The 14,400-nt window shown below is 68.8% G+C and carries 16 protein-coding genes, 1 tRNA gene and 1 other RNA gene; 12 read left to right on the top strand and 6 right to left on the bottom strand.

The window, feature by feature from the left end; translation table 11 throughout:
- Positions 1-93, bottom strand: an RNA gene (gene ffs, locus A5736_RS01555) — signal recognition particle sRNA small type.
- Positions 94-169: 76 nt separating this feature from the next.
- Between ffs and A5736_RS01550 the strand changes: the two genes are divergently transcribed.
- Positions 170-258 (top strand) — tRNA-Ser (locus A5736_RS01550).
- Positions 259-306: 48 nt separating this feature from the next.
- Positions 307-1,143, top strand: a complete 837-nt coding sequence (locus tag A5736_RS01545; protein WP_076244142.1) for a hypothetical protein — start codon at positions 307-309, stop codon at positions 1,141-1,143.
- Between the two features lies 1 nt (position 1,144).
- Here A5736_RS01545 and A5736_RS01540 read toward each other — a convergent pair whose 3' ends face one another.
- Both A5736_RS01540 and A5736_RS01535 read right to left on the bottom strand, forming a co-directional pair.
- Positions 1,145-1,885, bottom strand: a complete 741-nt coding sequence (locus tag A5736_RS01540; RefSeq protein WP_076244140.1) for an enoyl-CoA hydratase/isomerase family protein — start codon at positions 1,883-1,885, stop codon at positions 1,145-1,147.
- Entirely contained in the window at positions 1,882-2,262 is a 381-nt protein-coding gene (locus tag A5736_RS01535; RefSeq protein WP_076059465.1) for a hypothetical protein, read from the bottom strand. The genes A5736_RS01540 and A5736_RS01535 overlap by 4 nt, the downstream gene beginning before the upstream one ends.
- 138 nt (positions 2,263-2,400) lie before the next feature.
- Between A5736_RS01535 and A5736_RS01530 the strand changes: the two genes are divergently transcribed.
- The 3 genes from A5736_RS01530 (at position 2,401) to A5736_RS01520 (ending at position 6,016) form a co-directional block, all read left to right on the top strand.
- Complete coding sequence (locus A5736_RS01530; RefSeq protein WP_076244138.1) at positions 2,401-2,883, top strand: lipoprotein LpqH; 483 nt, start codon at positions 2,401-2,403, stop codon at positions 2,881-2,883.
- 83 nt (positions 2,884-2,966) lie between these two features.
- Complete coding sequence (locus tag A5736_RS01525) at positions 2,967-4,664, top strand: hypothetical protein (RefSeq protein WP_076244136.1); 1,698 nt, start codon at positions 2,967-2,969, stop codon at positions 4,662-4,664.
- On the top strand, positions 4,661-6,016 hold the full coding sequence (locus A5736_RS01520) for a CHAT domain-containing protein (RefSeq protein WP_076244134.1): 1,356 nt from the start codon (positions 4,661-4,663) through the stop codon (positions 6,014-6,016). The genes A5736_RS01525 and A5736_RS01520 overlap by 4 nt, the downstream gene beginning before the upstream one ends.
- Here the strand turns inward: A5736_RS01520 and A5736_RS01515 are convergent.
- A complete protein-coding gene (locus A5736_RS01515) occupies positions 5,971-6,339 on the bottom strand; it encodes a hypothetical protein (protein ID WP_371328349.1) in 369 nt (122 codons plus the stop codon). The genes A5736_RS01520 and A5736_RS01515 overlap by 46 nt on opposite strands.
- A 44-nt stretch (positions 6,340-6,383) precedes the next feature.
- Between A5736_RS01515 and A5736_RS01510 the strand changes: the two genes are divergently transcribed.
- Genes A5736_RS01510 through A5736_RS01500 form a run of 3 tightly spaced genes read left to right on the top strand, consistent with a single transcriptional unit; the run spans position 6,384 to position 9,940 of the window.
- Complete coding sequence (locus tag A5736_RS01510; protein WP_076244132.1) at positions 6,384-7,706, top strand: hypothetical protein; 1,323 nt, start codon at positions 6,384-6,386, stop codon at positions 7,704-7,706.
- The gene (locus tag A5736_RS01505; RefSeq protein ID WP_076244130.1) at positions 7,703-8,845 is read left to right on the top strand and encodes a hypothetical protein; all 1,143 of its coding nucleotides are present in this window, start codon (positions 7,703-7,705) and stop codon (positions 8,843-8,845) included. Before A5736_RS01510 ends, A5736_RS01505 begins: the two co-directional genes overlap by 4 nt.
- Before the next feature lie 39 nt (positions 8,846-8,884).
- Positions 8,885-9,940, top strand: a complete 1,056-nt coding sequence (locus A5736_RS01500; RefSeq protein ID WP_076244128.1) for a dihydrodipicolinate reductase — start codon at positions 8,885-8,887, stop codon at positions 9,938-9,940.
- A gap of 11 nt (positions 9,941-9,951) precedes the next feature.
- Here A5736_RS01500 and A5736_RS01495 read toward each other — a convergent pair whose 3' ends face one another.
- Together A5736_RS01495 and A5736_RS26190 are read right to left on the bottom strand one after the other, a co-directional pair.
- A complete protein-coding gene (locus A5736_RS01495; RefSeq protein WP_076244127.1) occupies positions 9,952-11,238 on the bottom strand; it encodes a serine hydrolase domain-containing protein in 1,287 nt (428 codons plus the stop codon).
- Positions 11,239-11,249: 11 nt separating this feature from the next.
- Entirely contained in the window at positions 11,250-11,414 is a 165-nt protein-coding gene (locus A5736_RS26190; RefSeq protein ID WP_175611155.1) for a hypothetical protein, read from the bottom strand.
- Between the two features lie 60 nt (positions 11,415-11,474).
- Here A5736_RS26190 and A5736_RS01490 point away from each other — a divergent pair, with 60 nt between their 5' ends.
- The 4 genes from A5736_RS01490 to A5736_RS01475 all read left to right on the top strand — a co-directional run.
- Positions 11,475-11,648 carry a CsbD family protein gene (locus A5736_RS01490; RefSeq protein ID WP_076125229.1) on the top strand — a complete coding sequence of 58 codons (174 nt, stop codon included), beginning with the start codon at positions 11,475-11,477 and terminating at the stop codon, positions 11,646-11,648.
- Between the two features lie 93 nt (positions 11,649-11,741).
- Positions 11,742-12,437, top strand: a complete 696-nt coding sequence (locus A5736_RS01485) for a cutinase family protein (protein ID WP_076244144.1) — start codon at positions 11,742-11,744, stop codon at positions 12,435-12,437.
- A gap of 46 nt (positions 12,438-12,483) precedes the next feature.
- A complete protein-coding gene (locus A5736_RS01480) occupies positions 12,484-13,473 on the top strand; it encodes an NAD-dependent epimerase/dehydratase family protein (RefSeq protein ID WP_076125227.1) in 990 nt (329 codons plus the stop codon).
- 91 nt (positions 13,474-13,564) lie between these two features.
- Positions 13,565-14,400: alcohol dehydrogenase catalytic domain-containing protein (locus A5736_RS01475; protein ID WP_076244126.1), on the top strand; the 836-nt coding region annotated here is incomplete at its 3' end.

The raw sequence follows: 14,400 nt of genomic DNA, 5'->3' as shown, positions 1-14,400 counted from the left end.
TAGGGGACCCCGCGCACCCGACAGAGCCCATTGACCCTTGCTGCCTTCCGGCCCTGGGGGAGTTCACAGGATAGACGCCGCGCGGGGTCCATCGCGAGTGTAATACCTGGCCCGGAGTAACCCACGTGCAACCGGTGGGGGCCGTAGCGCACTCGGCTACCATGGCCACGGAGGATTCGCCTAGTGGCCTATGGCGCTCGCCTGGAACGCGGGTTGGGTTAATAGCCCTCGCGGGTTCAAATCCCGCATCCTCCGCCAGCTAGTCCCCGGTGCGGCCGAGGACTCACCATCAGCATGAGGAGGCGTATGGGGCGCAAGGTCGCCATACCGTGGCACTTGTTGTTTTCGATCGGTGCCGGCGTCCTCTATTTCTTCTGCGTGCTGCCCCGCTGGTACGAGCTGACGGGCGAGATGACGCGCGGACTGGGGATGGCGGGCCGCATCGCGTCGGGCGCGCTCATCGGGCTGGCCGCGCTGCCGGTGGTGTTCACCCTGCTGCGCACCCGCAAGCCGGAGCTGGGCACCCCGCAGCTGGCGCTGTCCATGCGGGTCTGGTCGATCGTGGCCCACGTGCTGGCGGGCGTGCTGATCGTCGGTACCGCGATCAGCGAGATCTGGCTCAGCCTGGACTCCGCGGGGCGGTATCTGTTCGGCATCTACGGCGCCGCCGCCGCGATCGGCCTGCTCGGAATCTTCGCCTTCTACCTGTCGTTCGTCGCCGAATTGCCGCCGCCACCGCCGAAACCGATCAAGGCGAAGAAGCCCAAGAAGCGTCGTCGCAAGAAGGACGAGGAGACCGACGAAGCCGCCGAGGACACCGAGGCAGCGGAGTCCGAGGCCGACGAAGAAGCGGAAGAAGCCGAAGAGACCGAAGCCGAGGCTGAAGAAACCGAGGAAGCCGAGACGGTCGAGCCGGTCGCGGAAACCGAAGAAACCGCCGAAGCCGAAGAAGCTGAAGAGCCAGCGGAGGCCGGGGAAGCCGAAGAGCCCGCCGCCACCGAAAAAGCCGAAGAGGCAGCGACCGAAGAGCCGGCCGCCGAGGAGACCTCGGGCGGGCTGCGCAATCGCCGCCCCACCGGCAAGGGCACCCACCGCATGCGCCGTCGGCGCACCCGCGGCGGCGTCGCGGTCGACGACGAATAACTCAGCGGCGCCGTAAGCGCTCGAGCGAGTCGGCGATGCGCGTCCGGGTCTGCTCGGCACCCCACAGCTCACGCACCTCGCGGTCGATCTCGCCGGCCTCGCCGATCCGCGCCAGAACGGGCGCCCTCAGCTGGGCTTTGGTGTGCCGATAGGCGTCGGGCGAGATCTCACCCAGGCCCGACGCCTCCGCCACGGCCGCCCCGACGAGATCGTCGGCGACGACGCGGTGGGCAAGTCCGCTGGCGACAGCGTCGCCGCCGCGATAGAGGCCGCCGCCGAGCAACACCTCCTCCGCGTGATCGCCGCACGCGTGACGGATGACCTCCAGCGCGGCGGCCGGGAACGGCACCCCGACGCGGACCTCGGTCGCCCCGATCTGCGCGTCCGGGCCGATCAGGCGGCGGTCGCACGCACATGCCAGCACGCATCCGCCCGCGATCGCGGCGCCGTTGATCGCGGCGACGGTCGGCCCTGGGTAGCCGAACAGCGCGACGAACGCGTCGGACAGCGCGGGGATCAACCGCTCGGCGTAGTCGGCCCCGCCCTGCAGCACGCGGTTGAGGTCGACCCCGGCGCAGAACACCCGGCCCGCGCCGGTGACGACGAGCGGGCCGGCGCCCGAATCCCGCAGCTCGCCGACGGCGGCGGTCAGCTCCTCCAGTAGCTCGACATCGAGGGCGTTGACCCGGCCCGAAGACAGGGCCAGCACCCGCACCGTTCCGACGGTCTGGATCTCGATCATTGCGGCCGGCCGACTATGACGACGGGAATGTCGGTGTTCTCGTCGGTGTGATAGCTCGCGCACACGCGGTGGTAGCCGTCGGCGATCTGCAAAGGAACGCCGGTGGCGAAGTCGCCGCGGACCAGCAGGATCGGCGAGAGCGGTTCACCCTTTTTGATCTTGGAGAGATCGGACGCGACGTGTGGATTGTCCACCGGCAGCAGGCTCAGCTGGGCGGCCCGCAGTATGTCCTTGGCCTTCTTGTGCACAACGTCGGAGGTCTGCAGGCTATAGGTCAGCTCTTCGACGGTGTGCGGGTCGGCGAGCAAGGCGAGATAGTCGGCCGCGGCCGGAAAGTCATGGGCCTCAGGCTTTCCCAGCCATTTCACCTTCGGCAACGGCTGCCTCCGTTCGTAGGGCCACGTCGAGGCAGCCTACCGGTTGCACCGAAAAATTGGGATCGGTAGCAATTCGGGCGTTCTGTACTCCTCCCATGACGACGCCAACAGGGCGGCGCATGAAGGAAGGAAATCCCAGTGAAACGTCTTCTCGCGGCAGCGATTGGAGGCCTTGGCGTCGCGTCGGCGCTGGTGGCCTGCTCGAGCGGCGGCCACACGGCCAGCACGGGGTCAAGTGGCGCGCCCAGCGCCTCCACCGGCACCGGCGCCCAGGTCAAGGTCGGCGGCAGCGACCTCGCGGGGTTGAACCCGGCCTCGGTGACCTGCGTCAAAACCGGCGGCAAGATCGACATCGGCAGCGGGTCCACCGGCGGTGGCCAGCAGGCACTGGCGGTCGTGATGACCGACGAGGCCACGCCGAAGGTCGAATCGTTGGCCCTTGTCGTCGACGGCAACGCGCTGTCGGTCAGCAGCGGCATGGGCGCCAAGGTCGGCTCGGCGAACGTGGCGGTGGACGGTAAGACCTACACCATCACGGGCCAGGCGCAGGGCGCTGATTTGAAGAACCCGATGGCCGGCATGGTCAGCAAGGACTTCAGCATCAAGGTGACCTGCGGTTGATCGGTCGAACTCCGGGCGGCGGACGTGGCTGGATCACACGTCCGCCGCTCCGGGTTTGCGCCGCCAAGACTTATGATGCAGCCGTGTCGATTCCGGCCGAGTTGGAGCGCGCACGCCAGCTGGCATTCGCCGCCGACGAGGGCGCGGCGCGGGATCTGCTGCTGTCGTTGCTGCCCCGCATCGAGCAAGAGGATCGCGACGATCTGGCGCTCGAGGCATTCGCGCAGCTTGGCGAGATCTACCTGGCGCGGGGAGCGAATGATGGCGTCCGCGAGTCGATTCGGCGCATCCGCGACTGCCTGGCCGCCTATTCCGCACAACCGGGTGCGCCCGCCGCGGATGTGGCGCACATGATCCGTCGGTACTCGCGGCGAGCCCAATTCCTGCAGACGGGACTGACCGCGGCGCTCGGCGATCACGAAGGCGCCGCGAAGGAGCTGGCGGCGTTGGACGACTCGAACACCGATTTAACCGACCTCGCCGACGAACATGCCTACCTGCTCACCTATGGACAACTGCTGTGCGCGACCGCGCTCTGCGACGACGACCTGCATCTCGAGTCGCTTCCCTTGTGGGAGCGCGTGCTCGGCGCGATAGCGGATCCGGATCACCTGGGCGGCGACAGCGAGGCCGGGGACCATCTCCGGATCGATGCGGCTACCGCATACGGCAGGTTCTGCGTGGAAACCGGGCGATTGTCCGAGGCGCAGCCGTGGCTGCGTCGCGCGGGAGCCCGCGCACAGGCGCGTGGATGGGAATTAGCCACGGCCAGAACGCAATTGGAACGTGCCGCGGCGTGCTGGTCGGCGGCCGACCACGCCACGACCGAGCAGCTGGTCTCGGAGGCCCAGCCCATCCTCGCGCGATACGCCCGAGCGCATGACGAGGCCCGGTGCTGGCTGTACCTGGGACTCACCCGGCTGGCCTCAGGCGCGTTGGAAGCGGCCGACGAATGCTGGGGACACGCCGAGAGGCGGTGGCGTGAACTGGGCAAGCCACTGTACCTGCACCGTATCCTGTTGCAGCGCAGCTGGATAGCGATCTTCTGGGGCCGCTTCCCGGAAGCGGTCGAGCTGATCGCCCAGGCTCGCGAGCTGCTCGACTCGTCGCCGCGCAGCAGCTGGCTGCAGTACGCGCAACTCGACAACCACCTCGGAACCGTGTGGCGCGCTGACGCATTGACCGACCTAGGGTTCGACAGTTCGGGGGACCCCGACGAGACGCTGCAGGAAACCGAGGCGCGGCAGGCCGAGGGCCTCGGCATCCTGCGCGGCGAAGTGGGCACCCCAGAGTATTGGCGCGGTATGACCAAACTCGAACAGGCCGCGGAGCTCAAGGTGCCGGCCGCGTTGGCGGTCGACTCGGTGCGGTACTCGATCGCCGACGCCGACGCGAGATCACGCTGGGCCACCAACGTCTCGGCGCCGATCTTGGCCAGTGCCTTCGCCGTAGCCTGGGAATGGGAGAACACCGAGCTGATCAGCGAACTGGTCGAATACCACAGCGCGCGAGGGACTTTCAATGCCGAACCGCAGGCGGCCAAAGTCGGCGAATGGGCATCCGCGGCCGCCCCTTCGCTGCTGATCGACGCCGGTGAAGCGCTGGCAGCCGTCGGCCCGCCGGCGCGCGGCGGCGCATCGCTGACGCGCCTGGGCCCGTTGCCGCCGCTACAGATGCAGCCGGACGCCGGCCCGATTTTGAGTCACTATCGCGCGCTGGCGTTGCAGCGCTACGGCCGGGCGGTCACCGCCGACGAACCCGCCTGGTCGACCTGGCCATGAGTGACACGGACCGGCCGACTCTGGTCCTGCGCTTCGCGGATCTCGGGATCGTCACGTACGCCAGTTTGCGGATCGTCGGGCAGCCGTCCAGAACCGTCAATTGGGTGGTTGAGGAACCGATTCTGCTGGCGGCGCTGCAGGAGCTGGCCGACGCGTTGCCGGAGCCGCACGACGGTCAGAGCCGTCGAGACGCCATCGAGCGGGCGCTGACGGGCGGCCCGTTCGCGACCCCACAGGCCGAGCCGACGCTCGCCTACATCCTGGGTGTGCTGCTCATCGCCGAACCCGGGTGGCAGCTGTTGACGGAATGCGTGGCAAGCCCGCGCGCGGTGCTGTTCGTCTCGCCCACTGCGCGCCTGGCTCGCGTCCCGTGGGGCCTGCTGGCCTTGCCGAAGTCGGGGCCGAGCAAGGAAGAACTCGTCCGCGCCCGCCAGGACGCCATCACCGCCAGCGGCAGGGTTGCCGCCCGAATCCCTTGGCAGCTGGCCGATATCGGCGAGCACACCGACGGGTACCGGCTGATGGAGATGGTCGACGTGCTGATGGCGGTGCCGCAGAACATCGTGCACTCGCCGCGGTCACCGGCTGGGTGGGACGCCCGCCGAGACGCTCCCCCGGTGCTGGTGCTCGACCCCCGGGTGCCCGGCCAGCGCCCGGACTCCGCGCTCGGGTCGGTGCTCGGCAGGCCATCGGCCGAGACGGCGTTGGCGCGGCACTACACCGGGCTGATGGCACACCGTGCGGTGCTGCCGACGGTCGACGCGGCGGTGGAACTGTTCCGGCGTCAGGATGCCGACCGCCGCTGGCTCGCCGAACTGTTGGCGCAGTCCCCGAGCAGGCTGATGTACGTCGGCCACGCGAGTTCGCCGGATGGCCATGCCGCCCAGGCCGATCGGGCCGCCCTGCACCTGGCCTGCACCGCGGACGCTCCCGGAGACGCCGACGCCATCGGCGACCACCGCCCGCTGACCGCCTCGGACCTGATGGCGCTGCGGCTGCCGATGCCGCCCCGGGTGGCACTGCTGGCCTGCGCATCGGGCGGTGACTATCAGTTCGACGAGGCGACGGGCCTGGTGGCCGCCGTGATCCTGGGTGGCGCACAGTTGGTGACCGCCACGCTGTGGTCGCTGCCCACCACCGCGGCCTACCGGCAGTTCGCGGGCGATGACCGGACCGATCCGATGTCCGACGCGGTGATCGCCGTCGACGAGGCACACGAGGCCGTCGACGCGGGCTGCGCGGTGAATCGATGGCAGCGTGAGCAGATGCGGCGCTGGCGCGACGGCGACGCCACGGCCAGCCCGCTCTACTGGGCCGCGCTGGTCAGTTTCGCCGTCGACGGCGCTCGCTGACAGTGGACGGCCAAGACGTCGTCGGGCAGCGAAAGCTCTTCGCGGGCAGCGGGATCGAACGCCACCAGGACGACGAGGCCCGGGCGCAGTATCGAGGCGTCCGAGCCCTCACCACACGCCAACTTGCCGACGAACGTCTCCCCCGACACCGCCACCACCTCGACGAAAACCTGGCGCCCGACCGCGCGCACGGTGCCGACGCCGACGGTGCGCTCATGGGAATGCCGATGCCGAGCGACGAGGCCTCGAAAAGCGGTGTACAGCAGCATTGTCAGCATCTTCATGTGACCAGGTTCGCGGTACGGACCGGCTACCGAACCCAACTTTTTCGCTGCCGCTATCTTCGGAAAGCCCCTATCCTATCCTGATGAGTGCGGATTCGCAGGTGGCGACCGCCATCGCGGTCGGCCACCCGCGCAGGTCGGTGATCGAGAAGGCGTGGCGCGCGATCGGTCCCGGCGTGGAGGTGCTCAGCAGCGACGACGGCGGCCCGTTGAGCCGCACCGTCAAACGCATCGTGGACCCGTTGGTGCTGCGGCTGCGGTCCAATCCCCAGTATTCGAACCCCGTCGTCGATCCCGAGACGGCCGCCGCCATGCACGAGCTGATCGTCGGGAGCGCTGCCCAGTTGCGTTCCGCCGCGGCATGGTTCGACACTCTCAAACTCGAGCGCCGCCGGCAGCGGATCCGCACGGGAAACGCCCAGGAGCTGTACTTCCCGGTGTGTTTCGAGCTCGCGGTGACGAAAGGCCCACCGGCACCGGAGGATCGCGGGACGGTGGCCGCAATACTCAGCGAAATTCACCTCGGCCGGGACCGCACCGCGATCGAAGTGTTGCGCCAGTACGTGGCGAGCCCAGACGTCGTCGCCACGCTCACCGGCCAGCTCGATCGCAGCTGGCGTGACGTGCGGGCGGCCGGCAGGACCGACACCGGTCCCTTCCTGGCCGAGCTCACCACCGCGCTCGGCCGCGACCCCGGCCACAGCGCCGCGGCCGCCCGCCAACGGGCGTGGTCTGCCGTCATCGCCGACCCGGCACCGTACAACCTGGGCGCCCTGGCCCGCACCGAAACGGCCGAGCTACCGTGGTCGATCGTCGAACTGGGTCTGAGTTCCTTTGCACCACAACGCAAACCGCAGATGTCCGCCGGCTCCGACAGCGATCGCCCGCTGGACCGCAGCGTCGTGGACCGGGTACGCGCGACGCTGCGGCGCGCCCTGGACCGCGACGCGTTGCCCGACATCCCGCTGCTGTGCGAGGAGGAGGTCGACCGCGCCTGCGCGCCATGGGGGCTGTTGTCCGAGGACAAGCAAGCCACGTTGGTCGCGGGCATCGAGGTGGCGGTCGAGCTGGCGCCGTTGGACCCGTCCGTCATCAGTCACTACGGGCTGGCGGCGCAGATTCAGGCCCGGCTGCGCAAGGAAGCCTATGTCTTGCGTGCCAGGCGCTATCTCGCCGAAGGCGGGCCGATTCATCCGCGGCAACGGCAGGTCGTCGACGACCTGGCCGCCTATGCGCAGCCGTATCTGAGCCGGCTCTGGGCCCGGCTGCACGGGCGCGACGTCTGGCAGGAGCCCTGCGACGACGTCGACGACGTGCGGTCGCTGCTGGAGGGTGTCGCGCGCTCGGTGAGCCTCGACCACCGGCAGCGGATCAAGGCGATGCTGGAGTTGCAGGTGGCCGGATGAGATTGGTTGCCGATTCCGGTCTTTGGCAAACCGGCCCCGCCACCGCACCCACGCCGCTGACCGCGGTGCTGGAAGTCAGTGGTGCCGTGCTGTCCTGGACGGTCGACGATCCCACCGGCGCGGCCCAGATCACCTTCACCGATCTGGCGCGCGCCGACTGGCTGTGGCGCGTCCTTGGCGAGTCCGGACACGTCGCGCTGGCATCCGCATTAGGCGCCACCGACGACGCCACAGACCAAGCACAAAGCGTCGAGCTGACCGGTGTCGACATCGTGCCCGGATCGGTCGACCCGCTGCGACGGCTGGCCCTCGGCCACTGGCTGCGGCGCTGGTGGCCCGCCAGTCGCCGGAACGGCATCGCCGGGCTGGACCGCGCCCTGCTCGACGTCGAGGTCGCGCTGCTGACCAACGGGGCGCAGGGCTTCTTCACCGATGACACCCTGGATTCGGACGTGGCGCAGCTGCTGGCGCCGCACGCCGCGGCCCTGCTCATGCACGCCCGAAGTGACGATCCGCGTGTGCTCGACCTGGTGCGGGCCGGCGCCGGGGTAGCCGACGAAGCCGGCGTCGATGGCATCGGGTGGCCGGAATTGCGTGCCGCCCTTGATGATTCGGGCGCCGAACTCTCGATGCCGAGCCGCTATCAGGATGACTACGCGCTGGCCGCCGCTGGAGACACGGGTGCGCGGGGGGCAACGGCGATCGCCGGCGGCGTCGCATCGATCGACTGGGGCGCGGTTCCGCCGGCGATATTCGACGCGGGCGAGGACACCGTCGACTGGGTCGTCGAGGCGGCCGGGGCCGCGCCGGTCGCCGCCGTGCGCGCGGCCGTCATCGGGCCGGACCCGGCCGCCGGCGTGGAGGTGCGACTGCGATCGGGGGTCATCAGCGGCACCGGTGTCCTGGACGCCGACGGCCGCGCCACCCTTCCGTTGGTCGACGGCCAGCAGCGGCCGGTCACGGAGTCGGCGGCCTGGGACCACGACTGGACGGCGACGTCGGTGACCGTCGGCGCCGACGTCGCGGGCGAGACGCGCGAAATGCGGGAGCGGGTGCGTCGCTGGGCGCGAGCGCGGCTGGACCGCCCCGGCGACGACGCGTTCCTGGCCGAGATCCTCGCCGCCGAATCCGCCTACTAAGCCCTACTAAGATTCGGGTCGATTCCCTATGCTGAGCGAGTGCCAAACACCTATCGCGTCGTTCAGTGGAACACCGGAAACGTCGGCAAGAGCTCGCTGAAATCCATCGCCGACAACCCCACCCTTGAGCTGGTGGGGTGTTATGCCTGGTCAAAGGACAAGGTCGGCCGCGACGCCGGCGAACTGGTCGGCATTCCGCCGCTTGGGATCGCGGCGACCAACGACGTCGACGCGCTGCTCGCCCTGAAACCGGACTGCGTGGTCTACAACCCGATGTGGTTCGACGTCGCCGAGCTGGTCCGCATCCTGTCGGCCGGCGTCAACGTCGTCACGACGGCGTCCTTCATCACCGGGCGCAACCTCGGCGACGGCCGCGACCGGCTGGTGGAGGCCTGCGAGCAGGGCGGCTCGACGCTCTTCGGGTCGGGCGTCAGCCCGGGCTTCGCCGAACTGCTGGCCATCGTGTCGGCGATGGTGTGCAACCGGATCGACAAGGTCACCGTCAACGAGGCCGCCGACACCACGTTCTACGATTCGCCCGACACCGAGAAGCCGGTGGGCTTCGGCCAGCCGATCGACCATCCCGAGCTGCAGCAGATGGCCGCCACGGGGACGGCGATTTTCGGCGAGGCGGTCCAGCTGGTGGGGGACGCGCTCGGCGTCGAACTCGACGAGGTCCGCTGCGTGGCCGAATTCGCCCAGACCACTGCCGATCTCGAAATGGCGTCCTGGACCATCGAAGCGGGATGCGTGGCGGGCGTCTACATCAGCTGGCAGGGCATCCTCGACGGCAAGACGGTGATTGACCTCAACGTCCGGTGGCGCAAGGGACAGACGCTCGAGCCCGACTGGAAGATCGAGCAGGACGGCTGGGTCGTCCAGATCGACGGGCAGCCGACGGTCACCACCAAGGTCGGCTTCCTGCCGCCACCGTATTTCCAGGCGGAGACGATCGCCGACTTCATGGACCTCGGGCACATCATGACGGCGGTGCCCGCGATCAACGCCATCCCCGCCGTCGTCGCCGCGGCGCCGGGCATCGTCACCTACGCCGACCTACCGCTGACGCTCCCGCGCGGCTTCGTCAAGACCTAGCGGCCGAAAAGCTACGCGCTGCCCGACGCCGCCGCGTCCGCCCGTCGCCGGGCGGGTTTGGCGTAGGTCGCACCCAGCTGCGGCACCTCGAGCGGACCCTGATGTCGGGCGGCCTCGATCGCGGTGCGCAGCGGCCGGGCCAGGCCCGCGAACGATCCCATGTCGAACAGCCGTTGCGTCAGCAGCCGGTTGTGGACGTAAGCGAACGCGCTGCCGGTCTCCGGGTCGGCCCAGCCCAGCGTTCCGCCCAGCCCGACGTGACCAAAACCCTTGAGCAATCCGGGCACCGGCGATTCGTGGTAGCCGAGATGAAAAGGCATGGGCACCACCATGTTCGCGTCCGGCCACTTGAACGGCGACCGACCCGCCAGACCGCGCGTCAACTCCTTGGACAGGTACCTTTTGCCGTCGATGCGGCCGTCGTTGGCCAGCACCGCGAACATCTTGGCCAAGCCGCGTCCGGTCACCACGCCGTTGGCCGCGGGCACCTCGCCGTCCAGGAACGCGGTGTCGCCTTTCACCAGCGATATGACCCCGGGGAAATACATCGCGCCGAGCGCCCCGGAGAACGGCAGACCGGCCACCCGCGGTGCGACGAACTTGAGCACCGGCATGCGCCACTTGCCCTGCGGCATCAGAATCTGCGCCGCCCTGGTGGGCGAACCGGCGGGCGGGCGGCCGAGGTGCAGGCCGTCGGTGTTGAGCGGCCGCGCGACCTCCTGGCGGATCAACTCCCGCATGCCTTTGCCGGTGACGGCGCGGGCCAGACCGGACAGCAGCCAGCCATAGGTCAGCGCGTGATACGCCTGCACGCCGCGCAGGTGATCCAGGGGCGCCTCGGCCAGGCGCTGCTCCATGAGGAGGTGATCCATCAGCTCCGTCTTGGTGACGCCCCGCAGATGCGACAAACCGGATCGATGCCGCAAGACGTCGCGAACCGTGATCTCGGCCTTCCCGTTGGCCGCGAACTCGGGCCAGTATTCGGCGACGGGCTCGTCATACGACAACAGGCCACGATCGGCCAGCCGGTGAATCACCGTCGAGGCGACCCCTTTGGTCGCCGAGAACACCATCGCGCCGGTGTCCGCGGTCCACGGCTCGGTGCCCGCCCGGTCCGACCACCCCGTCCAGACGTCGACGACCGGCCGGCCGTCGATGTAGACGCAGAGGGCTCCCCCACCCAGCCGCCGCCCGGGAAAGCGCTCGGCGAACGACTTGACGACGTTGGCGAAATGCGGATCGGCGGCGCCGCACACGTGGCGTGGCAGGCCGTCGTCGGGGACCAGCAGAGTCGACATCGAGAATGAAGCTAGCAGTGGGGTTGGTCAGGGGGTTCGCGCACGTCGGCGCCCGGGGGCGCATCGGGCGGCGCTTCCCGCAAAAACTTCCTCAGCCGAAGAAGCTGATTGACGACCATGCTGATACCCAGCAGCATCAGCGTCGCCACCACGGCCACCACGATTGCGGTGCTCACAACCTCCATGGTGGCAGCCCGCCACGTTATCCATTGCCGTACGTGGGTAGCCGAAAGTACATGAGTACCGAAGACAAGTTGAAGAACAAGATCGACGATTTGGGCGGCCGGGCCAAAGAGGCCATCGGCAAGGCGACCGGCAACGACGACACCAGGGCCGAAGGCCGCGCGGACCAGGCCAAATCCAGCCTGAAGGATGCCGGCGAGAAGGTGAAGGACGCCTTCCGGAAATAGCCACGCCATAGCCCGGGGCGCACCGGACGATTGAAAAACGAGGCCGGGGGCAATCCCTACCGCGATCGGCATCGAATACCAAGGGTGGAGGTCGTGGACTTGATCGGCACATGGGTGCGCCGGGTGGTGGTCGCCGGCGCGGTACTGTTCGCTTCCGCACTGCTCGGACCGCCGGCCCCCTTGGCGTCGGCCGACCCCTGTCCCGACGTCGAAGTCATCTTCGCCCGCGGCACGGGCGAGCCACCCGGCGTCGGCAACATAGGGCAACAATTCGTCGACGCCCTGCGCGGGCGGATCGGCGCGCGATCGCTCGGGGTGTATCCCGTCAATTACCCAGCCAGCAGTGACTTCGGAAATCCTGATTTTCCGCTGACGGTGATCGACGGGATTCGCGACGCCGGCGCTCACGTCCAGTCCATGGCGGCGAACTGCCCCAAGACCCGGGAGGTGCTGGGCGGCTACTCCCAGGGTGCTGCTGTTGACGGCTACGTGACCTCGGCTGCCGTACCGCCCGGAGTGCCCGCTGACTTGGTACCGAAGCCGATGCCACCCGAGATCGCCAATCACGTTGCCGCGGTGACGCTGTTCGGGACGCCTTCCGACCAATGGCTGGCGCAGTATGGCGCGCCGCCGATCGCGATCGGCCCGCTGTACAAGCCCAAGACCCTCGAATTGTGCGCACAGGGCGACCCCATTTGCGGTACCGGCAATGACAACGCCGCGCATGTCATGTACGGGGTGAACGGCATGACAGATCAAGCCGCGGACTTCGCCGCCAGTCATCTGTAGTACCCCTGGCGCCTCCGTAACCGACGGCCGTTGCGAGAATCGCACGATGCACGTTCTGATCACGGGCGGGACCGGATTCGTGGGCGGCTGGACTGCCAAGCTCATCTCTGACGCCGGACATTCCATCCGGTTCCTGGTGCGAAATCCGGATCGGCTGCAGACCTCGGTCGCGAAACTGGGAGTCGACGTGTCGGACTTCGCCGTCGGGGACATCACGGATCGCGTCTCGGTCCGCGACGCGTTGCGCGGCTGCGACGCCGTCGTGCACAGCGCCGCCCTGGTGGCAACCGACCCGCGCCAGACCAACGAGATGCTGACCACGAACATGCAGGGAGCCCAGAACGTCCTTGGCCAGTCCGTCGAGCTCGGCCTGGATCCGATCGTCCACGTGTCGAGCTTCACCGCGCTGTTTCATCCCGGCCTGGAGATGTTGACGGCGGACCTGCCGGTGGTCGGCGGGGCGGACGGATATGGGACGTCAAAGGCGCAAGTCGAGATCTACGCGCGCGGCCTGCAGGACGCGGGGGCACCGGTGAACATCACCTATCCCGGAATGGTTCTCGGTCCGCCGGTCGGTGACCAATTCGGCGAGGCGGGCGAGGGCGTGAAGGCCGCGTTGCAGATGCATGCGATCCCGGGGCGAAGCGCGGCATGGTTGGTCGTCGACGTTCGCGATCTGGCCGCGTTGCACGCGGCGCTGTTGGAGCCGGGCCGCGGGCCGCGCCGTTACACCGCGGGCGGGCATCGGGTTCCGGCGGCCGAGCTGGCCAACATGCTCGGCCAAATCGCCGGCACGCCAATGGTTGCCGTCCCGATTCCCGACACCGCGCTGCGGGTAGCGGGTGCGGTGCTGGATCGAGCGGGGCGGTATCTGCCCTTCGACACGCCCTTCACCTCGGCGGGGATGCAGTACTACACCCAGATGCCGGCCTCTGACGATTCGCCAAGCGAGCGCGAACTCGGCATCACCTATCGCGATCCGACCGAAACCGTCGCCGACACCTTCGAAGCGCTTCGCAGCGCCGCCGGCTCGTAGGGGCCACGAGAGCGCGACTACCGACGCCCTTTCGCGTCGGGAAACGCGTCGCCCATTGCACTTTCGCGATAGCCCGAGGACCATCCCAAGCATGAAGAGCGTCACGTGCACCAACGCAAAGCTCGAAGTCGTCGACACCCCAACCCCGGCGCCGGGCAAGGGCCAGTTGCTCATTGAGGTGCAGCGGTGCGGCATCTGCGGATCCGACCTGCATGCGCGCCACCACTGCGACGAGCTCGCCGACGTGATGGCCGAATCCGGGTACGACGCGTTCATGCGATCGAACCAGCACGTGGTGTTCGGCCACGAATTCTGCGGCGAGGTGCTCGATTACGGGCCCGGCACCCGCAAGGCCCCGCGGGCCGGCACCCGCGTCGTCGCCTTGCCGCTGCTGCGGCGCGGCAAGGAGGTGCACGGGATCGGGCTGTCGACGATGGCCCCGGGCGCCTACGCCGAGCAGCTTCTCGTCGAGCAGTCGCTGACGTTGCCAGTCCCCAACGGGCTGGCGCCCGAGGTGGCCGCCCTGACCGAGCCGATGGCGGTCGGCTGGCACGCGGTGCGGCGCGGCGAGGTCGGCAAGGGTGACGTCGCGATCGTGATCGGCTGCGGGCCAATCGGTCTCGCGGTTATCTGCATGCTCAAGGCGCACGGCGCGCGCACCGTGATCGCCAGCGACTTCTCGCCCGGCCGGCGCGCGCTGGCGACCGCCTGCGGCGCCGACACAGTCGTCGACCCCGCACAGGATTCCCCCTACACGACGGACGCGAGCGGCACACACCTGCAGGGCATCCTCGAGGCGTTCGATCTGGCTGTCGGCACCATCGAGAAGCTGCAACGGCTGCGACTGCCCTGGTGGCACGTGTGGCGTGCCGCCGAAGCCGCCGGCGCCACGACGCCGAAGCACCCCATCATCTTCGAATGTGTCGG

The organism is Mycobacterium sp. SP-6446, assembly GCF_001954045.1.
In the GTDB taxonomy this organism is placed as follows: domain Bacteria; phylum Actinomycetota; class Actinomycetes; order Mycobacteriales; family Mycobacteriaceae; genus Mycobacterium.
This window is presented reverse-complemented; position numbering and strand designations above follow the sequence as displayed.